Raw genomic sequence first — 19,146 nt, forward strand, 5'->3', positions numbered from 1 at the left:
GGGGCCGCGCCGCACCCGCCGGGGCACCGCCCCGGCACCGGTACGCCACCGCGGCCGTCGCCGCTGCGCTCGCCGCGCTGCTGGCCGTCACGCTCGGCGCCTGCGGCTACGGCTCCCGGGCCGAGGCCGGCGGCGTCGCGAAGGTGCAGCCGCGCGGTGAACGCACGGGCGGGCTGGACGAGGTACGGCTGGGCTACTTCGCCAACGTCACCCACGCCACCGCGCTCGTCGGCGACCGGGAGGGCTTCTTCCAGAAGGAGCTGGGCGGGACCGAGGTGACCGCGCAGGTGTTCGGCGCCGGCCCGTCCGCCGTCGAGGCGCTGAACGCGGGATCCGTGGACATCGCCTGGCTCGGCCCCTCCCCCTCCGTCAACGGCTACACCAAGGCCGGCGGCCGGAACCTCCGGATCATCTCCGGCTCGGCCTCCGGCGGGGTCTCCCTCGTCGCACACCCCGACCGGGTGAGCGGCCTGGACGACCTGCGCGGCAAGCGGATCGCCACACCCCAGCTCGGCAACACCCAGGACGTGGCGCTGCTCCACTACCTCGCGGGGAAGGGCCTGCGGGTCGATCCGGACAGCGGCGAGGGCGAGGCGACCGTGCTGCGCATCGACAACAAGGAGACCCCGGCCTTCTTCCGGCGCGGAGACATCGACGCCGCCTGGGTGCCGGAGCCCACCGCCTCGCAGCTCACCGCCCAGGGCGGCAGGGTCCTGCTGGACGAGCGGGACCTGTGGGAGGACGGCCGGCACGTCATCACCACCATGGTCGTCTCGCAGCGGTTCCTCGCCCGGCACCCGGAGGCGGTGGAGGCCGTGCTGCGCGGCTCCGTGAAGGCCAACGCCTGGATCGGGAGCCACCCGGAGGAGGCCAGGACCTCGCTCAACACCGCGCTGGAGCGGCAGGGCGGCAAGGCCCTGGCGCCCGAGGTGCTCGACCCCGCGTTCGAGCACATCGAGGTGCTCGACGACCCGCTCGCCGCCACCCTCGCCCGCCAGGCCGAACACGCCGAGCGGGCCGGGCTGCTGGAGAAGCCCGATCTGCGCGGCATCTACGACCTGAGGCTCCTCAACAAGGTGCTGGCGGAGCGGGGCGCGCGGAAGGTCTCCGCCGCCGGCCTGGGCTCCGGCTGACCGGCACCGCCGTATCAGCACCGCCCGCACCGGCACCGTCCACCGCAGCGCCGAACCCGTCCCCCGGAGGTGACACCGATGGCCACCACGCTCCTCGCGCCGCACACCGAGGCCCCGGCCGACCACGCCGTACGGCTCGATCACGTGTCCAAGTCGTTCGGCCGCGGCGGCGGCCGCCAGCTCGTCCTGGACGACATCAGCCTCGATGTGGCGAACGGCGAGTTCGTCTGTCTGCTGGGCGCGTCGGGCTGCGGGAAGTCCACGCTGCTCAACCTGGTGGCGGGGCTCGACCGGCCCACCTCCGGGGAGATCGGCGTCCCCCACGGCCGGCCCGCCCTGATGTTCCAGGAGCACGCCCTGTTCCCGTGGCTCACCGCGGGACGCAACATCGAACTGGCCCTGCGCCTGCGGGGCGTGCCGAAGGCGGACCGGCGCCCGGAGGCCGAGCGGCTGCTGGAGCTGGTCCGGCTGAAGGGCGCGTACGGCAAGCGGGTGCACGAACTGTCCGGCGGGATGCGGCAGCGGGTGGCGCTGGCCCGGGCGCTGGCCCAGGACAGCAACCTGCTGCTGATGGACGAGCCGTTCGCGGCCCTCGACGCCATCACGCGCGACGTGCTGCACGAGGAGCTGACCCGGATCTGGACCGAGACGAACCTCTCCGTCCTCTTCGTCACCCACAACGTGCGCGAGGCGGTCCGGCTCGCGCAGCGCGTGGTGCTGCTGTCCTCCCGCCCCGGCCGGATCGCCCGGGAGTGGCAGGTGGACATCCCGCAGCCGCGCCGGATCGAGGACGCGGGGGTGGCCCGGCTCTCCGTGGAGATCACCGAACAACTGCGGGGGGAGATCCGCCGGCATGGCCAGCACTGACACCCGGGGCGGTGCGGACGGCACCGGGGGCGCCTCCCCCTCCCAGTCGTCCGCGGCCGCCTCCGCGAACGGCTCCCCGAACGGTTCCCCGAACGACCTGGAGGGGCTGGAGGCCGGTCTCGACGCCCTGGAGACGCACACCGCGTCCCGGGTGCCGTTCGGCCGGCTCCTGCTCGACAAGGTGCTGCCGCCGGTCGTCGCGATCGTCATCGTGCTGGCGCTGTGGCAGCTCGCGTACGTCCTGGAGATCAAGCCGCACTACCAGCTGCCCGGGCCGCTGGACGTCTGGAACGCCCTGGCCGACGAGTGGTACAAGGGCACGATCCTCGGCGTGGTCTGGAACAGCGTCTCCCGGGGCGCGCTGGGCTTCGCCGCCTCGCTGGCCATCGGCACCCCGCTGGGCCTGATCGTGGCCCGGGTGAAGCCGGTGCGGGCGGCGATCGGGCCGATCCTGTCCGGGCTGCAGTCGCTGCCGTCGGTCGCCTGGGTGCCCGCCGCCATCATCTGGTTCGGCCTCTCGGACGCGACGATCTACACGGTGGTGCTGCTGGGCGCCGTGCCGTCGATCGCGAACGGCCTGGTCGCGGGCGTGGACCGGATCCCGCCGCTGTATCTGCGCGCCGGGCAGGTCATCGGCGCCACCGGGCTCAGGGGGGTACGGCATGTGCTGCTGCCCGCCGCGATGCCCGGCTACATCTCCGGCCTCAAGCAGGGCTGGGCGTTCTCCTGGCGCGCCCTGATGGCCGCCGAACTGATCGCCAAGTCACCGGAGCTGGGAGTCGGCCTGGGACAGCTCCTGGAAACGGGCCGGGTCTACCAGGACATGCCGCTGGTGCTCGGCGCCATCACTCTCATCCTCGTCGTCGGCATCGGCATCGAACTGCTCGTCTTCGCGCCCGTCGAACGCCGCGTGCTGCGCAGCCGCGGCCTGATCGCCGGCGCCCGCTGAACGGACACCCGCCACCATGAACCCGCAGCCCCTCCCGCACGGCACCTCCGCCGCCCCCACCCTGGTGATCACCGCCCACGGCAGCCGCGACCCGCGCCACGCCGAGACCGTCACCGCGCTCGCCGAGCGCGTCCGCTCCCTGCGGCCGGGCCTGCGCGTCGAGACGGGCTACCTGGACTTCTGCGCCCCGAGCGTGCCGCGGCTGCTGGACCGGCTGGCCGCGGAGGGCGTCCGCGAGGTCATCGCGCTCCCGCTGCTGCTGACCCGGGCCTTCCACGCCAAGTCCGACATCCCCGGGGTGCTGGGCGAGGCCCGCGCGCGGCTGCCCCGCCTCACCATCACCCAGGCGGACGTCCTCGGCCCGTCCCCGCTCCTTCTCAACGCCCTCGAACAGCGCCTGTACGAAGCCGGACTGGCCCCGGACGACCGCGCGTCGACCGGAATCGTCCTGGCCTCGGCGGGCTCCTCCGACCCGGAGGCGATCGCAGTGATCGCAGCAATCGCGCGGGAGTGGCGGCGCACCGGTTGGTGCGCCGTGCGGCCTGCGTTCGCCTCCGCTCAGCTCCCCCGTACGGCGGACGCCGTCCGCGCCCTGCGCGCGGACGGGGCCCGCCGGGTGGCGGTGGCCCCGTACGTCATCGCCCCGGGCCGCCTCCCGGACCGCATCGCGGCGGGCGCGCGGGAGGGGGGCGCGGACGTCCTGGCCGACGTCCTCGGCCCGGACGAGCGGCTGGCGCGGCTGCTCCTCGCCCGCTACGACGAGTCCCGCGCGGCCCGCCCGGCCCTCACGGCGCTGAGCGCCTGACCGGCCCGCCGCACGCTGCCCCGTGCCGTTGTCCCCAGCGGCCGGGCGGCAAGACCCCTCCCCGTCACCGGCCGAAATCCGCCTTCCGGACGGGGCGGTACGGCGGTAGGGAGAGGGAGGGGCAGGGGGACTGGTGATCCTGCCGGGCGGAGGGCCTCATGCGGATCCAGGTACTCGGGCCGGTCTCGGCGTGGCGGGACGGTGTGCCGCTGGCTCTCGGCTCGCCCCAGCGCCGCGCCGTCCTCGCTCTGCTGGCCGTGTCCCGTGGCCTGCGACTGCCCTTCTCCGGGCTGGCGGACGCCCTGTGGGGAGAGCGGTTCCCGGTGAGCGCGGCGAACGTCGTGCAGACCCACATCAAGCACTTGCGGCACCTGCTGGAACCCGAGCGGCCGCCGAGAGCGCCCAGCGCCGTACTGCCCCGGCTCGGTGACGGCTACGCGCTGCGCGTGCCGGACGACGTCGTCGATCTGCTGCGCTTCCGCGGCCTGGTCGCCGCGGCGGACACCGCACGGCGCGACGGTGACGAGGAGCGGGCCGCCGCGCTGCTGGCCGGGGCGCTCGGCGTGTGGCAGCAGCCGCCCCTGGCCGACCTGCCGTTCCTCGCCGCGCATCCGGCGGTCGTCGCGCTGGCCGAGGAGCGCCGCGGCGTGGTGGCCCGGTTCGGCGACGTCATGATCGCTGCGGGCAGGAGCTCCGAGGCGCTCCCCGTCCTGGAAGAGGCCGCCGCCGCGCAGCCCCTGGACGAGGACGCCCAGACCCGTCTGATCCGTGCGTACGAGGCCGTCGGCCGGCGCGACCAGGCGGTCGCCGTGTACCGGCGGAGCCACCGCCGGCTGGCCGACGAACTCGGCGTCGACCCCGGGCCCGGGCTGTCCGAGGCGTTCGCCGCCGTACTGCGCCGCCGCCCCGGGCCCCCGCTTCCGGCCGCTCGCGGAACAGCGGCTCGGCTCCGGGTGGCCCGACAGTCGCGCCCCCACCCGGTCACCCGCCCGCTCACCGGCGGAGTCCCCACCCGCTCGCCCGCCCGCTCAGCCGCCCGCTCACCGGCGCAGTTACCCGCCGACGTGCCCGGCTTCTCCGGCCGGGACGCCGAACTGTCGGCTCTCGACCGCCTGTCGGCCGCGGCGGAGGCGAACCCGACGACGATGGCCGTCTCGGTGCTCTCGGGCACCGCCGGAGTGGGCAAGACCGCCCTGGCCGTCCGCTGGGCGCACCGGGCCCGGGCCCGGTTCCCCGACGGCCAGCTCTACGTCAACCTGCGCGGATACGACCCGGACCACCCCCTGGGGCCCGGCGATGCCCTCACCCGCTTCCTCACCGTCCTCGGGGTCGCCCCGGACGCGATCCCGCTCGACGTCGACGAGCGTGCGAGCCGGTACCGGACCGAAATGGCCGAGCGGCGGATGCTGGTGGTCCTGGACAACGCCCTGTCCGAGGAACAGGTCCGCCCCCTGCTCCCGGGCTCGGCGTCCTGTTCCGTCCTGGTCACCAGCCGGGACAGCCTGGCCGGCCTGGTGGTCCTGCACGGCGCCCGCCGGATCGCGCTGCGCCCGCTCCCGACGCCCGACGCGCTCACCCTGCTGCGGACGCTCATCGGCGCGCGGGTCACCGCCGAGCCGGGCCCGGCGGCGGCCCTGGCCGCGCAGTGCGTCGGACTCCCGCTGGCCCTGCGGATCGCGGCCGAGCTCGCCGCCGGACGCCCGGAACTGCCCCTGGCGCACCTGGTGACCGAACTGACGGACGAGCAGCGGCGACTGGACCACCTGGACACGGGCGGCGACCCGCGCGCCGCGGTCCAGACCGTGTTCTCCTGGTCGTACCGGCGTCTGCCCGCCCACGTGGCCCGCACCTTCCGGCTGCTCAGCCTGCACCCCGGACCGGACATCGACGCCCACGCCGTCGCCGCCCTGACCGGCGACATGCCCCACCCACCGGACGGCGAACGGGACCACGGGCCGGACCAGACGCGAGCCGCCGCCCCCGACGGCCCGGCCCGGTCCGCCGGAACGCTGGCCCTGCTCGCCCGCGCCCACCTCCTCCAGCCGGCCGGGCCCGGCCGGTACGGCACGCACGACCTGCTGCGCGCCTACGGCTACCGCCTCACCCGCGCGCATGACTCCGGCACCGACCGGCAAGCCGCCCTGACCCGGCTCTTCGACCACTACCTGAGCACGGCCGCGGTCGCCATGGAGGCGCTGTACCCGGCCGAAGGACATCACCGGCCCGCGGTCCCCTCCCCCGTCCACGCCCCGCCGATCGCGGGCGACCCGCACGCGGCACGGGCCTGGCTGGACACCGAACGCCCCACGCTGGCCGCGATCTGCGCGGTCGCCGCGGGCCGCGGCAGCCCGCGGCACGCCGTACAGCTGGCGGCCGTACTCTTCCGCCACCTCGACGCCGGCCATCACACCGAGGCGCTGGAAATCCACCACCATGCCCTGCGCGCCGCCGAGCGGACCGGCGACACGAAGGGGCAGGCCCACGCGCTGACCAATCTCGGCTGCGTGTACTGGCGGATCGCCGACGCCGCTTCGGCCGCGGACCACCTCGTACGGGCCCTGGACCTGCACCGGCGTACGGACGACCGCGCGGGACAGGCCAGGACCCTGTCCAACCTCGGCAACGTCCACTGGCGCCGGGGCCGCCTGCACGAGGCCGCCCGCTGCCACCGGCAGGCCCTCACCCTCTACCGGGACACCGGGGACCAGGTGGGCCGGGCACGCACCCTGACCAACCTCGGCAACGTTTTCCTGCGGCTGGGCGACCACGATCAGGCGGTCGGCCACCAGCGGCAGGCCCTCGCCCTGCACGACCTCACCGGTGACCGGATCGGCCGCGCCCGCACCCTCTCCCACCTCGGCAACGCCCTCCTGCGGCTGGGCCGTTGCGACCAGGCGGCCATCCACCAGCAGCAGGCCGTCGGCCTCTTCAGAGAACTCGGGCACCCCGGCGGCGAGGCGTACGCGCTGTCCGGCCTCGGCGACATCCGGCTGCGGCAGGGCGCGTTCGAGACCGCGGCCGGACACCAGCGGCGGGCCCTCGACCTGTTCCGGGAGAACGGGGAACGCTACGGCGAGGCGTCCGCGCTCAACGGCCTCGCCGAGGCGCTGTACGGGATCGGCCACTACGACGAGGCACTGGCCCACCATTCCACCGCCCTGATGGTCGCGGCCGTCACCGGCGAGCAGGACCAGCTGGGCCGCGCCCGCGCGGGCGCCGAGCGGATCCGCCTCGCCCGGGAGCCCCGGGCCGGTACCGCCTCGTCCAGCGCGCCGGGCCCGTGAGCCCGCTTCTTGGCTCGGCCGGCAGGGGTGGGCCCGCCCGAGCAGGGCGTGCCCGCGTACGGGCGGGCTCACCGTCACCGGCCGGCTGACCTGACCTGCCTCAGGGGCTGGTGTCGAGCGCGACGGCCACGTCGCCGATGGTCAGCGGGAACCACGGGTCCACGGTGCCGGCCGGGGTCGCCGCCCCGGTGAGCACGTCGACGGTGTAGAAGGTCGTCAGCGTGCTGCTGGGCGGCGTGATGGCGGCGAAGCCCGTGGCCGAGACGGTCTTGCCGTTGACCAGGTCGCTGTAGATGTCGAAGCCCGCGTTGGGGCCGGCGTTCACACCGAGCTTGCCGGTGGCGGCCAGCGTGCCGTTGTTGGCCGGCGACTGGACGACGATCTGGTCCGTGGTCGTGTTGATGTCGAACAACGTGGTCGCGGTGTCCGCGTTCAGGTCGTTGTTCGTGTAGGCGGCGGCCGTGACGCCCCTGGACACGTTTTCGCTGCCCGGCGTGGACAGGATGGAGTCCTCGACGGTGTGCCCGGCGGCGGGGGAGGCGCCCGCGGTCTTGTCGTCGATGTTGTGGCGGAGGTTCTGCCCGTTGTCGCTGATCACCCGCAGCCGGTTGGCGGCCGGGTTGAAGTCGACCCCGAAGTTCGTGCCGTACAGCGGGATGGTGAGCTGGGAGACCTTGGTGACGACCACGTCGGTGGTCTGGGGCGGGGTCTTGATCGTATAGATGCCGCCCTGGTCGCCGACGCCGTACATGAGGCCGTTCTGGACGCGGAAGTCGATGCCGACGAGGACGGTGTCACCGCTGAGCCCCTTGATGACCCGGACCCAGTCGAGCACGTCGGGTCTGTCGGTGGTGAACATGGCCATCCGGCTGCCGTCACTCGTGATCGCGAACGCCTGCAGGCCGGCGGCCTGGCTCTTGGCCGTGCTGCTGCTGGGGGCGGCGACCGTGAGGGCCACCGCGGTGGACGCGACCGCCACGGTCGCGGCCAGCTTCTTCCTGATCCCTGCTGTCATCGTGCTTCCTCCCGGTGGGCGTGGCGTGGCGCGGGTCGCGCACGATTCCGCCTGGCCGACTCGTTGATCCGGCGAGCACAACCTAGGAACCGGGACTGGACACCCACTGGACGGCGATTGAACGCCCTGACCGGCAGGCAACAGGGCTGCTGGGCAGGGAGCGTTGTCGTCCAGGTGCGCTGTCGTCCGGGCCGTTCGGTGACGCGACTTCGTCACCGCCCTCGCCGGACTCCCCCGCGATCGCCGTCTCCAAAGCGACGGTGCCCGTCATGCCATGCCCGGCATCCCCCGCATGCACCACCTCGCCCTCGCCGGGTGATGGAGACGAGCAGTTCACCCGGCACGTCGGGAGATCAGTTGCGGGACAACCCTCAGCCGCTCAGCAACGCCGCGAGACGGACGGCGGTCTTCTCGCCCGCCCGTTGCTTGATCAGGCCTTCCTTGGCCGCCGCACGAAACCTGACCGCCGTGCTGTTCTCCCGGTCCCGTGTCACCAGCGCGGTGACGACGACGGGATTCATGCCGCCGACGCCACCGCCAGCGACGACGCGGATCGTCTTCCGGTCCCCGCCGGGCTCGATCTGCGCGGGTTCCACGGCTCGCCCGGCTCCTCCCAGCACGTCGGCGGCACGCTTGACGGCGTCGTCGAACGGCACGGGGATGACCAGCTCGATCTCGTGGACGTTCTTCTTCATCGGCTTGGCCGCACGCCCGGTCAAGCGGCCGCCGCCCCCGGCAACGGCACCCAGAGCAGCAAGCTCTCCGGCCAGGATCTCGTCCTCACTCCGGTCCACGCGCCCCACCCTCCCGCTGCTTCACTGCCCGGACTTCCCGGGCGGCCGGCCACAGGGGCCTGCCCGATGGCGGTCCCCGCGTCCTCGCTCCGGCCCACCCACCGGACCGTATCGCGGCAGACGCCGGGGGACGATCACGGGCCGCTCCTCACCCGCTCCGTTGTCCTCCGGTCCGCAGGCATGCGCCGCCGTCCGCTCACGCTTCCGACGGTGCGAACTCGCCCGCCGTGACACCGCGTATGAGTGCGCTGAGCGCGCCGGGGGTGGTCCTGAGAACGACCTCCGGCTCGTCGCTCTCCCGCAACCGGAGCGTGCCACGGCCGGTGTCAGTCCCTCCCCCTACGTTGCCTCCATGAGCGAATACGTACTGACGGCAGGCGCCTGGCTCGGAGCGTGGGCGTGGGACGAGGTGGTCCCGGAACTGCGGGCGGCCGGGCACGGTGTGCACCCCCTGACGCTGTCCGGACTGGCCGACAAGAAGGGTGTGCCCGCCGGGCAGCAGACACACGTCCAGGACATTGTCGGGGAGATCGAACGATGGGATCTGCGCGATGTCGTGCTGGTCGGGCACAGCTACTCGGGCATCCCGGCCGGCCAGGCCGCCGAGCGGATCGGGGACCGGCTGGCCCGGGTGGTCTTCGTGGACTCCAACGTCCCGGCCGACGGCGAGTCGTTCGTCTCCGCCTGGCCGGACGGCAGGGCGATGGTCGAGGCGGCGATCGCCGCGAACGAGGGCTTCTGGCCGGTCCCCGACGCGGACGAATTCGCCAGCCAAGGGCTCAGCCCTGGGCAGATCGCCCGGATCACGGCCGACGGGAGTCCGCACCCGGGCGCCACGCTCACCGAACCGGCCGTGCTGGCGCGCCCGCTCGGCGAACTCCCCGCGACGTACATCAAGTGCCTGCTCGACTGGCCCGAGCCGAGCCCCGACGTGGCCGAGCTGCTCAAGAGCGAACGGTGGCAGCTGGTCACGATGGACACAGGCCACTGGCCCATGTTCTCCCAGCCGCGCGAACTGGCCCGGATACTCCTCGCCGCGGCAGGGCCCGGCGACTGAGCCGGAGCGAGCGATCACACACGGAACGAGTACAGGTGTTAGGGTTGGTACATGTCCATGAGACGCACCAATGTCTACGCAGACCCGGAAGACCTGGCTCTGATCAAGGAAGCCGCAAACCGCCGAGGCATCCCGGAAGCCGAGATCATTCGTGAAGGGATCCACCTGGCGGCCATGGCGAACCGTGTCTGGGACGAGCCTCTGGAGTGGCCCACCTTCGACGGCAGCGGGGAGCCCGTCACGAGCGCGGAAGTGACGTCGGCTGTCGCTGACGGAGCTGCCGACCGGTGATCGTGATTGCCGACACCTCCGGCATTATCGCGGCCTCCGACCGGAAGTCCGACGATTCCCTGGGCTGCCGGACGGTCCTGCAGGAGGCGGGTACCGTCATCATCTCCCCGCTCGTACTGGCCGAGGTCGACCACATGGCCAAGGTGCGCTTCGGCCCCCCCGCACGTGCCGAGATCATCAGTTTCCTTCTTGCGCAGGTCCGGCGACTGCGCTTCCAGGTTCCCCAGATCGATGGTGAGATTCTGGACACGGCCCACAGCGTTCAACAGCGATACAAGGGTCTTGATCTCGACCTCGCCGACGCGGTGAACACCGCATTGGCGGCCGAGTACCGAACAGATACCGTCCTGACGCTCGACCGCCGCGATTTCCGCGCTGTCCGCCCGCTTACCCCTCACTCGTCCTTCCGCTTGCTGCCCGACGACTGGTGAGCGGACGACTGGGACGACTGCTGCGGCTCTGTGTCGGCTTGCCGCGCGGTGTGCGCTTCAGGGCGGCAGCAGCAGCGCAGCGCGCCGCATGGGCTGAGTCGCCGGGGTTTCCGAGCCCGGTTCAGCCACCGGCACTGTGAGGTGACCCGATGCCGGAGCGGTTCACCCGATGGTTCGGTCCCAGCATCCGCTTACGTCGATATTGACTTGGCCGCCCCGCCCGCACGGTGCTGGGATGGCCGGATGGACACCGCCGCGATACTCGCCCTCTACGATGACCAGATGCGCCGGGGTGCGCCCGCCGACTCCGCCGGGGCCCGGGTCGAGCGGGTCGGTGACGTGGTGCGGCAGCTCGGGGCGGAAGGCGACTGGAACTGCGTGCTCTGGTCGGACCTCGGCGCCGACTCCGCCGATGCGGCCATCGCCGCCCAGATCCGCCATTTCGCCTCGCTTGGGCAGGAGTTCGAGTGGAAGCTGTACGGCCACGACCGGCCCGCCGATCTCGGCGAGCGGCTGCGCGCGGCGGGGTTGATTCCCGAGCCGGAGGAGACCCTGATGGTCGCCCCGACGCAGGAGTTGAGCACCGCCGTCGAGCTGCCCGACGGGCTTTCCCTGCGGCCGGTGACCGACTCGGACGGGGTGGAGCTGATGGTGCGCGTCCACGAAGAGGTGTTCGGGCCGGGCCGGTCGCTGCGGCAGCATCTGACCGCACAGCTCCCGGAACAGCCGGAGACCGTGGTGATGACCGTCGTCATGGCCGGTGAGCTGCCCGTCTCATCGGCCCGGCTGGAACTGTACCCGGGCACGGACTTCGCCGGACTGTGGGGCGGCGGCACCCTGCCCGCCTGGCGGGGCCGGGGCGTCTACCGGGCCCTGGTCGCACACCGCGCCCGGATCGCCGCCGAACGCGGCTACCGCTATCTCCAGGTGGACGCCTCCGACGAGAGCCGCCCGATCCTGCGGCGTCTCGGCTTCACCGCCCTGAGCACGACCACCCCGTACGTCTTCCGGCCCTGACAGGCGGCGGCTCGGGCATACACGTATCCGGACCGGCCGCAGCGGATCCCGGGCACCGCACAACGCCCCGGGCTCGCGAGCGATGCCGCACGCTCCCACCCGAGCGGGTGTCACGGCATCAGCGGCTTTCCCCGGCCATCCACCCTCTCCCGGCGGGCACCGGCACGGCAACGGCTGATCCTGTCCGATAACCAGTCGTCGGCATCGGGCACCCTCTAGGGTCCCCATCTGTGACCGGACTCTCCTCATCCCACCGGGCGACAGCCGACGCCTACGATGCCGTTGCCGTCCTCTACGCGGAACTCTTCCGCGACGCCCTCGACGCTCTGCCGCTGGACCGTGCGGTGCTCGCCGCGTTCGCCGAAACGGTGCGGACCGCCGGCTCCGGGCCCGTCGCCGAGCTGGGATGCGGCCCCGGACATCTCACGGCTCACCTGCAGGAGTTGGGACTGGACGTCTTCGGCGTCGACCTGTCGCCGGTGATGATCGGCCTCGCCCGCGAGGCATACCCGGACCTGCGGTTCGAGGTCGGTTCCATGGACGCCCTGGACCTGCCCGACGGCCGGCTGCACGGCGTCGTGTCCTGGTACTCGGTCATTCACGCCCCGCCGCGGGACGTGCCCCGGTACTTCGCCGAGTTCCGCCGGGTCCTCGCGCCCGGAGGGACGCTGCTGCTCGCCTTCTTCGAGTCGGAGGGCGAGCCGGTCACGGCGTTCGACCACAAGGTGACGACGGCCTACCGATGGCCGGTCGACGGTCTCGCGGGGCCGGCCGCCGAGGCCGGCTTCACCGAGGTCGGCCGGATGCTGCGGGAACCGCTGGAGGGGGAACGATTCCGCCAGGGGCGCCTGCTGATGCGCGCGGGGAAGTGACGCGGGGTGACGCGTGCCGCGATCGACGGCACGCGACACCCCGGAGCTGGCGGTCTCGCCGCGCAGTGGGGCCCCGGCCCGGAGCGGCCCCCGGTCCTACTCGCCCGATCGGGAGGACTGCTCCGCCCCGTCACTCCGCCACACGGCTGTCAGAGCGGCGATCGTCTCCGCCGTCCAGGCCTCCGCGGCCGCCTTGTCGATGCCGAGCCCGGTGAGCGGGCCCGCGCCGTCCTCGAACTCCAGCAGGGCCAGCAGGATGTGCTCGGTGCCGATGTAGTTGTGGCCGAGCCGGAGCGCCTGCCGGTAGGTCAGTTCGAGGGCCTTGCGCGCGTCCCCGTCGTACGGGATGAGGTCGGGCACCGGGCCGGACGCGGGCGGCAGCGCCTCCGTCGCCGCCTGCCGCACGGCGTCCAGCGGTACGCCCTGGCCGGTGATCGCCTTGGCGCCGAGCCCTTCGGGTTCCGCCAGCAGGCCCAGGAGCAGATGGGCCGGGCCGATGGTGTCGCTGCCGGCCGCGCGGGCCTCGTTCTGGGCGGCCATCACCACGTTCTTGGCGCGCGGGGTGAACCGGCTGAAGCCCTGGCTCGGGTCGAGGTCCTGGGCCTCGCCCGACCCCTTCGGCACGAAGCGCTTCTGTGCCGCCTGCCGGGTCACGCCCATGCTGCGGCCGATGTCCGTCCAGGAGGCGCCCGAGCGGCGCGCCTGGTCCACGAAGTGGCCGATCAGGTGGTCGGCCACGTCTCCGAGATGGTCCGCCGCGACGACCGCGTCGGTGAGCTGTTCCAGCGCGTCGGAGTGGGTCTTCTTGATCGCGTCGATGAGGTCGTCGAGCCGGACGGGATGCGTCATGCGTACGGGTTCCGTCATGAGGCAACCCTAGGTTGACAGTTCATGGGCGTCAACCTTGCGTTGACAGTCGCTCCGGGCCCCTCCCGCACCAGCCCGCCCTGCGGCCCGATACGCCAACCCCGCTCAGAGGCCGCCCGGTTGGCCGAGCGCCGCCGGACGCGACCGAAGCGGGGCGCTTGGCGGCCGACGCGCCGAGACCCCGCGCGTGAGCCCGGTCGCCACCCCCGGGAAGAGGTGACGGCCGGGCTCCGGCGGGATGTGGACGAGCTGTTACTCGACGACCTTCAGCAGCCGGTTCGGGGTGGAACCGGTCGCGTTGGTGATGGCACCGGCAGTGGCACCGCTGCTCAGGGCACTCGCGACCTGGGCCGGGGTGGCGCCGGTGTGGCGGCCCAGGTAGATGGCGGCGGCCCCGGCGACATGCGGGCTGGCCATGGAGGTACCGGAGATGGTGTTGGTGGAGGAGTCGCTGCTCCGCCAGGCCGAGGTGATGGAGGAGCCGGGTGCGTAGATGTCCACCACACTGCCGTAGTTGGAGTAGTACGGCTCCGAGTCGCTGCTGGTGCTGGCGGCGACGGTGATCGCCTCCTGGACCCGTGCCGGTGAGTAGTTGGCGGCGTTGGCCGCCGAGTTGCCCGCCGCCACGGCGAAGGTGACGCCCGAGGCGATCGCGGAGCGCACGGCCGCGTCCAGGGCCGCGTCGGCCCCGCCGCCGAGGCTCATATTGGCCACGGACGGTCCGGTGGCGTTCCGCTGGACCCAGTCGATGCCTGCGACGACACCGGCGGTGGTGCCGGAGCCGTTGTTGTCGAGCACGCGGACGGCGACGATCTTCGCCTTCTTGGCGACACCGTGCGCCGCGCCGGCGACGGTGCCCGCCACATGAGTCCCATGCCCGTGGCCGTCGGTGGCGGAGTTGTCGCCGTCGATGGCGTCGTAGCCGAGGCTGGCACGGCCCCCGAAGTCCTGGTGGGTGACGCGCACCCCGGTGTCGATGACGTAGACGGTCACGCCCTCGCCGGCGCTGTCCGGATAGTTGTAGACGCCGTCCCGCGACCGGGAGGTCTGGTCGATCCGGTCCAGACCCCAGGACGGCGGGTTGACCTGGGAGCCGGTGATGCGGAAGGTCTTGTTCTGCACCACCTTGTCGACGGCCGGGTCGGCGGCGAGGCGTCTCGCCTCGGTCTCGCTGAGGCCGGTGGCGGAGAAGCCGTCCAGGGCGGTGTAGTTGTGGTCGAGCTTGCCGCCGTAGGTCTTGGCCAGCTCCTTCTTGCCGGTGGCCTTCAGGGTCTTGGCGGCGGCGCCGTCCTTGAGCAGGACGACGTAGCTGCCGTCGATGGCGGTCTTGGCATCTGCACCGTAGATCTTGCCCTCGGCCGGGGCGGGGGCGGCTCCGGCGGGGACGGCCGCGAGGCCGGTGCCCGCGACGGCCGCGGTGGCGGCTATGGCGACGGTGAGGCGGCGCAGAGCGGAACGCGAGCGAGTTGCCATGAGGGGTCTCCTCGTGCACTGGGTGGGGTGTGCGGGGGCGGAACGTCGCGGCGGGCCGTGGGGTCGAGGCCCGCTCCGATGAGTCAGCACGGTGACTGATTGACGCGCTCATATCAATACGTTCGCTCAGCGGTGTGACATGGGTTACATCGTCCGGTAATCGCGAATATCTGCGCGGCGGACGGAATCCGGCCATCACCGGCCGTCGCTGATATGGCGTCACTGGGGGCCTGCGGCCGCCCCCGGCCATGACGACGGAAGACATGGGCTTCGATGGTGACGCTCTATAAGACGAGCTCGGCGCTGTGGGCGTGTGGCCCGCGCCCGGCGAAGCGGGGGAGGAGGTTTCCGGGGCAGCAGGGTGTCAGGGGGTCGGCCGGAACCCGCCGGGGGAAGCCACCCCGTCCGCGCCGGAGGGCGTCGCGCCGAGCCCTTCAGGGCGCGGCCGGCTCCGTGGGGTGTGCGGCGGCGGTGGCAGGTTCGGTCAGCTCTCCGCCAGAGCCAGCAGTTTGGTGACGGTGCTCCAGTTCCTGGTCGTCGCCTCGACGCCCAGCTTCCGCTTGTCCAGGAACGGCGCGAGCCTGCTGCGGCCCTGGCCGTTCGGGAAGTACGCGTAGAGCTCGCGGCCGCCGTCGGCCATACGGTACTCGTCCGGGGCGTAGAGCGCCGGGTCGACCGCGTCCAGTTGCTCCGGGTCCGCCCGGCCGGCCAGAAAGGTGACCGTGTGTTTCGCGGGTTCGGCGGCCGGGTCCGGGAAGGGGTTGGCCTCCACGGCGGCGCGCAGTTCCCCGGCGGTACGGACCACGACGGCGACCGGGAAGCCGAACCACGCGGCGAGTGCCTGCTCGACCTCGGCGGCCAGACGGCCGGGATCCCGGTGGTCGGGCGCGGCGAAGACGGCGTTGCCGCTCTGCAGCAGGGTGCGCACGTTCTCGTAGCCGAGGCCGGTCAGCACGGACCGCAGTTCGGCCATGGGGACCTTGTTGTTGCCGCCCACATTGATGCCCCGCAGCAGGGCCGCGTATGTCGTCGTCACGGACGGCACGCTACGGGAAGTGCGCCGGGGCCGGGCGCCTTCACCGAACGGCGTCCGGGGGTCGCCCCCGAACCGCGTACGCCCACCGCGAAGGTGCGGGCGGGCCGCACGAGCCCCCGCCGGCATGAGTCCGGCCGCCTCCCCGCGCGGGCGGGAGGGCGGCCGGACTCCGGCGGTGCGCACGCCGTCCGGCCCGGGGGCGGACCCGGGCCGGAGCCTGTGACTACTCGACGATCTTCAGCAGCTTGTTCGGGGTGCCGCCGGTCGCGTTCTTGATGGCACCCGAGGTGGCGCCGCCGGTCAGGGCGGAGGCGACCTGCGCCGGGGTGGCGGTGGTGTGGCCGCTCAGGTAGACGGCCGCGGCGCCCGCGACGTGCGGGGTGGCCATGGACGTGCCGGAGATGGTGTTGGTGGAGCTGTCGCCGCTGTTCCAGGTCGAGGTGATGCCGGAGCCCGGCGCGTAGAGGTCCACCACGCTGCCGAAGTTGGAGAAGGACGACTGCTGGTCACCACTGGTGCTGGAGGCGACGGTGATCGCCTCGGTGACGCGGGCCGGGGAACCGGTCGAGGCGTTCCTCGACTCGTTGCCCGCCGCGACGGCGAAGGTGACGCCCGAGGAGATCGCGGTGCGCACGGCCGCGTCCAGGGCCGCGTCGGCGCCGCCGCCGAGGCTCATGTTGGCGACGGAGGGGCCGGAGGCGTTCTCGGCGACCCAGTCGATGCCGGCGACGACACCGGCGGTGGTGCCGGAGCCGTTGTCGTCGAGCACGCGGACGGCGACGATCTCCGCCTTCTTGGCGACACCGTGCGAGGCACCGGCGATGGTGCCGGCCACGTGGGTGCCGTGGCCGTGGCCGTCGTCGGCCGAGTTGTCGCCGTCGATGGCGTCGAAGCCGAGGGTGGCGCGGCCCTCGAAGTCCTGGTGGGTGACGCGGACGCCGGTGTCGATGACGTACGCGGTGACGCCCTGGCCCGCGCTGTCCGGGTAGGTGTACGCGCCGTCGCCGGCGGTCGCGGTCTGGTCGATCCGGTCCAGGCCCCAGGACGGCGGGTTGTTCTGGGTGCCGGTGATGGTGAACTTCTGGTCCCGGACGACCTTGTCGACGGCCGGGTCGGCGGCCAGGCGCTTGGCCTCGGACTCGCTGAGGCCGGTGGCGGAGAAGCCCTCCAGCGCCGAGTAGTCGCGGGCCAGCTTGCCGCCGTAGGTCTTGGCCAGCTCCTTCTTGCCGGTGGCCTTCAGGGTCTTGGCGGCGGCGGCGTCCTTGAGCAGGACGACGTAGCTGCCGCTGACGGCGCTCTTGGCGTCCGCGCCGTAGATCTTGCCCTCGGCGGGGGCCGCTCCGGCCGGGAGGGCCATGAGGGTGGTGCCCACGACCGCCGCGGCGGCGGTGACGGCAACGACCAGGCGGCGCTTGCCGGAACGCGAGTGAGTAGCCATGAAGGGGGGTCTCCTCGTGCGCTGAGTGGGGGATGTGGGGTGTGTGGGGGATGTGGGGACGGCGCGGTGTCGTGGCGTTCAGGGCCGTGGGGGTGGCGGGACTCCGCGTGCCCGAAACCCTGACCGATTGACGCGCGCATTTCAATGTGTTCGCTGAGCGGTGTGACATGGCTAACACTGTCCGGTAATCGCAAAGCCCGGCAGAACGGGCGCAGTTGGGGCAACGGCAGCGGCACCATGCGACGACGTACGAGGAGTTGGCGGCCGTCCGAGCGCGGGAAGTGCGCTCCGGTCGGCCGCGGCGCCCGGTGCCGTCCGCTGACCGGACGAGCCCGACCCCGGCCGCCGGATCCCCGACCGCGTGGGCGCACCCGGAGCGGGCCGGAGAGCCGGGGCGGACAGGCGGAGCACTCGGGCGGAGACGGGAAGCCCGCCGGACAGCCGAGGGAGCACGGGCGGGCGGGAGGAGCAGGGGCGAGCGAGGGCCGTACACACGGACGGGCCCGGGGCGGTGTGCCCCGGGCCCGTGCCCGCCGTCCGCGGCGTGTGCCGCGTGCGGTGATCCTTCTCGTTCCGCTCCCCCGCTACCACCCGCTCCCCCGTGACCGGGTGGCACCCGGCCCGGGCTCAGGCCGCGGTCGTCGTCTCCCGGGGTGCCGCCGGAACCCCCGGAGCCGGCGCGACGGCGGCGGCCACGGCGGTCTCGGCACCCGCCGCGTCGAAGGACTCGAGGGTGCGGGTGAAGTCCCGCGTGGAGAGCAGCAGCTTGTAGATGATCGCCAGTTCGAAGACGAGCAGCAGCGCCGCGGCGCCGATGGTCACCGGGGCGACGGCACCCACCGCCGGGGCGATGATGAAGACCGCCATCTGGAACTCGATACCGCTGACCAGGTGGGTGCGGATGCGGTGGCGCAGCAGCAGGTTCCGGAACCGCCCGTACCACGGGAAGCGGCTCTTGAACTCCTGGTGCAGGTCGATGACCGGCCCCGCCGGCCGGGAGCCGGGAGGGACGGCCGCGTCCGCCGCCGCGGTCTCGCCTTCCATGCCGCCGGCGTCGTGGTCCGCGGGCTCCGGCCCGTCGTCGGCGGCGGTGCGGTCCTCCTGGTCGAAGTCCGCCTCGGGGTTCTCGCGGAGCAGGTCCTCCATGAAGGAGACCCGCCGCTCGTCGTCCACCCGCCGGGCAGCCCGGGCACGGGCCTTGATCTGCTTGCGCATCCCGTGCCGGATCTTGAAGATCTGCAGGGCGTCGACGTACCGCAGCATGTCGAGGAAGACCACGGCGAGGGCCAGCCACAGGAAGACGACGTCCCCGGTGCGGGAGTACTGGCCGCCCATCAGCGCGATGGCGCAGACCAGGACCCGCACCCGGTCGAAGACGTAGTCGAGCCAGGCGCCGAAGACGGTGCCGGTACCGGTGAGCCGGGCCAGCTTCCCGTCCATGCAGTCCAGGATGAAGCTGAGGTGATAGAGGGCGGCGCCCGCCAGCAGCCAGCCCCAGCTTCCGGTCGCGAAGCAGGCGGCCGCGCCGAGGCCGAGGAAGAGCGCGGCCCAGGTGATCTGGTTGGGGGTGATACGAGTCCACATCGCCGTCCAGCGGACGAGCGGGGTGGCCAGCGGGTCCACGAGCAGCACCGTCCACCAGGCGTCGCGTTTCTTCTCGGTGGTGCGGCGTACCTCCGCGAGCGGAGGAATATCTCTGCGCATGGTGAACTCTCTTGTCCGGTCGGGCTGTTCACCCGACGTTAAGAACCCCGCCACCCAAAGGACAAGATTCACGCCGTACAACCTTTACCCATGGGTAACGGTCGTCTTGGGTG

Annotated in this window: 17 protein-coding genes; 10 read left to right on the forward strand and 7 right to left on the reverse strand. The window is 72.8% G+C overall.

The genetic code is table 11. The annotated features are described in order from the left end of the window. Window positions 1-77 precede the first annotated feature (77 nt). From E4N63_RS06835 to E4N63_RS06855, 5 genes are all read left to right on the forward strand, one after another. Window positions 78-1,133: an ABC transporter substrate-binding protein gene (locus E4N63_RS06835; RefSeq protein ID WP_230242389.1), complete on the forward strand. Its 1,056-nt coding sequence runs from the start codon at window positions 78-80 to the stop codon at window positions 1,131-1,133. Between the two features lie 78 nt (window positions 1,134-1,211). Next, window positions 1,212-2,000 carry an ABC transporter ATP-binding protein gene (locus E4N63_RS06840; protein ID WP_228430189.1) on the forward strand — a complete coding sequence of 263 codons (789 nt, stop codon included), beginning with the start codon at window positions 1,212-1,214 and terminating at the stop codon, window positions 1,998-2,000. Further along, the gene (locus E4N63_RS06845; protein WP_230240217.1) at window positions 1,987-2,949 is read left to right on the forward strand and encodes an ABC transporter permease; all 963 of its coding nucleotides are present in this window, start codon (window positions 1,987-1,989) and stop codon (window positions 2,947-2,949) included. The genes E4N63_RS06840 and E4N63_RS06845 overlap by 14 nt, the downstream gene beginning before the upstream one ends. A 16-nt stretch (window positions 2,950-2,965) precedes the next feature. Next, the gene (locus E4N63_RS06850; protein ID WP_228430187.1) at window positions 2,966-3,754 is read left to right on the forward strand and encodes a sirohydrochlorin chelatase; all 789 of its coding nucleotides are present in this window, start codon (window positions 2,966-2,968) and stop codon (window positions 3,752-3,754) included. 158 nt (window positions 3,755-3,912) lie between these two features. Next, entirely contained in the window at window positions 3,913-7,038 is a 3,126-nt protein-coding gene (locus E4N63_RS06855) for a tetratricopeptide repeat protein (RefSeq protein WP_230240218.1), read from the forward strand. 100 nt (window positions 7,039-7,138) lie between these two features. Here E4N63_RS06855 and E4N63_RS06860 read toward each other — a convergent pair whose 3' ends face one another. Next, on the reverse strand, window positions 7,139-8,053 hold the full coding sequence (locus E4N63_RS06860) for a DUF4394 domain-containing protein (protein WP_230240219.1): 915 nt from the start codon (window positions 8,051-8,053) through the stop codon (window positions 7,139-7,141). Between the two features lie 371 nt (window positions 8,054-8,424). Continuing rightward, a complete protein-coding gene (locus E4N63_RS06865; RefSeq protein WP_230240220.1) occupies window positions 8,425-8,847 on the reverse strand; it encodes a hypothetical protein in 423 nt (140 codons plus the stop codon). Window positions 8,848-9,199: 352 nt separating this feature from the next. On the opposite strand from E4N63_RS06865, the gene E4N63_RS06870 reads away from it, so the two are divergent. The 5 genes from E4N63_RS06870 to E4N63_RS06890 all read left to right on the forward strand — a co-directional run bounded on the left by E4N63_RS06870 (window position 9,200) and on the right by E4N63_RS06890 (window position 12,515). Then, window positions 9,200-9,904, forward strand: coding sequence for an alpha/beta fold hydrolase (locus tag E4N63_RS06870; protein ID WP_230240221.1), 705 nt, complete (start codon window positions 9,200-9,202; stop codon window positions 9,902-9,904). 51 nt (window positions 9,905-9,955) lie between these two features. Next, window positions 9,956-10,195, forward strand: coding sequence for a ribbon-helix-helix protein, CopG family (locus E4N63_RS06875; RefSeq protein WP_230240222.1), 240 nt, complete (start codon window positions 9,956-9,958; stop codon window positions 10,193-10,195). Then, window positions 10,192-10,626 carry a PIN domain-containing protein gene (locus E4N63_RS06880; RefSeq protein WP_125625733.1) on the forward strand — a complete coding sequence of 145 codons (435 nt, stop codon included), beginning with the start codon at window positions 10,192-10,194 and terminating at the stop codon, window positions 10,624-10,626. Before E4N63_RS06875 ends, E4N63_RS06880 begins: the two co-directional genes overlap by 4 nt. Before the next feature lie 243 nt (window positions 10,627-10,869). Further along, window positions 10,870-11,643: a GNAT family N-acetyltransferase gene (locus E4N63_RS06885; protein WP_230240223.1), complete on the forward strand. Its 774-nt coding sequence runs from the start codon at window positions 10,870-10,872 to the stop codon at window positions 11,641-11,643. A 230-nt stretch (window positions 11,644-11,873) separates the two neighbouring features. Continuing rightward, a complete protein-coding gene (locus tag E4N63_RS06890; protein WP_230240224.1) occupies window positions 11,874-12,515 on the forward strand; it encodes a class I SAM-dependent methyltransferase in 642 nt (213 codons plus the stop codon). A gap of 96 nt (window positions 12,516-12,611) precedes the next feature. Here the strand turns inward: E4N63_RS06890 and E4N63_RS06895 are convergent, their stop codons facing one another. From E4N63_RS06895 to E4N63_RS06915, 5 genes are all read right to left on the reverse strand, one after another. Beyond that, window positions 12,612-13,382 (reverse strand): Clp protease N-terminal domain-containing protein, encoded by a 771-nt coding sequence (locus E4N63_RS06895; RefSeq protein ID WP_125625736.1) that lies wholly within the window; start codon window positions 13,380-13,382, stop codon window positions 12,612-12,614. Between the two features lie 252 nt (window positions 13,383-13,634). Further along, entirely contained in the window at window positions 13,635-14,855 is a 1,221-nt protein-coding gene (locus E4N63_RS06900) for a S8 family peptidase (RefSeq protein WP_125625737.1), read from the reverse strand. A 484-nt stretch (window positions 14,856-15,339) separates the two neighbouring features. Further along, window positions 15,340-15,891: a DUF1697 domain-containing protein gene (locus E4N63_RS06905; protein WP_125625738.1), complete on the reverse strand. Its 552-nt coding sequence runs from the start codon at window positions 15,889-15,891 to the stop codon at window positions 15,340-15,342. 223 nt (window positions 15,892-16,114) lie between these two features. After that, window positions 16,115-17,329 (reverse strand): S8 family peptidase, encoded by a 1,215-nt coding sequence (locus E4N63_RS06910; RefSeq protein WP_230240225.1) that lies wholly within the window; start codon window positions 17,327-17,329, stop codon window positions 16,115-16,117. Between the two features lie 627 nt (window positions 17,330-17,956). After that, on the reverse strand, window positions 17,957-19,033 hold the full coding sequence (locus tag E4N63_RS06915; protein ID WP_230240226.1) for a CDP-alcohol phosphatidyltransferase family protein: 1,077 nt from the start codon (window positions 19,031-19,033) through the stop codon (window positions 17,957-17,959). Window positions 19,034-19,146: the final 113 nt, after the last annotated feature.

This window comes from Streptomyces sp. MNU89, assembly GCF_020982505.1.
GTDB lineage: Bacteria > Actinomycetota > Actinomycetes > Streptomycetales > Streptomycetaceae > Streptomyces > Streptomyces xinghaiensis.

Coding starts and splice junctions, on each gene's coding strand:
- E4N63_RS06875 (WP_230240222.1), top strand. CDS start 9,956: ATGTCCATGAGACGCACCAATGTCTACGCAGACCCGGAAGACCTGGCT.
- E4N63_RS06860 (WP_230240219.1), bottom strand. CDS start 8,053: ATGACAGCAGGGATCAGGAAGAAGCTGGCCGCGACCGTGGCGGTCGCG.
- E4N63_RS06855 (WP_230240218.1), top strand. CDS start 3,913: ATGCGGATCCAGGTACTCGGGCCGGTCTCGGCGTGGCGGGACGGTGTG.
- E4N63_RS06900 (WP_125625737.1), bottom strand. CDS start 14,855: ATGGCAACTCGCTCGCGTTCCGCTCTGCGCCGCCTCACCGTCGCCATA.
- E4N63_RS06870 (WP_230240221.1), top strand. CDS start 9,200: ATGAGCGAATACGTACTGACGGCAGGCGCCTGGCTCGGAGCGTGGGCG.
- E4N63_RS06850 (WP_228430187.1), top strand. CDS start 2,966: ATGAACCCGCAGCCCCTCCCGCACGGCACCTCCGCCGCCCCCACCCTG.
- E4N63_RS06845 (WP_230240217.1), top strand. CDS start 1,987: ATGGCCAGCACTGACACCCGGGGCGGTGCGGACGGCACCGGGGGCGCC.
- E4N63_RS06915 (WP_230240226.1), bottom strand. CDS start 19,033: ATGCGCAGAGATATTCCTCCGCTCGCGGAGGTACGCCGCACCACCGAG.
- E4N63_RS06910 (WP_230240225.1), bottom strand. CDS start 17,329: ATGGCTACTCACTCGCGTTCCGGCAAGCGCCGCCTGGTCGTTGCCGTC.
- E4N63_RS06885 (WP_230240223.1), top strand. CDS start 10,870: ATGGACACCGCCGCGATACTCGCCCTCTACGATGACCAGATGCGCCGG.
- E4N63_RS06895 (WP_125625736.1), bottom strand. CDS start 13,382: ATGACGGAACCCGTACGCATGACGCATCCCGTCCGGCTCGACGACCTC.
- E4N63_RS06840 (WP_228430189.1), top strand. CDS start 1,212: ATGGCCACCACGCTCCTCGCGCCGCACACCGAGGCCCCGGCCGACCAC.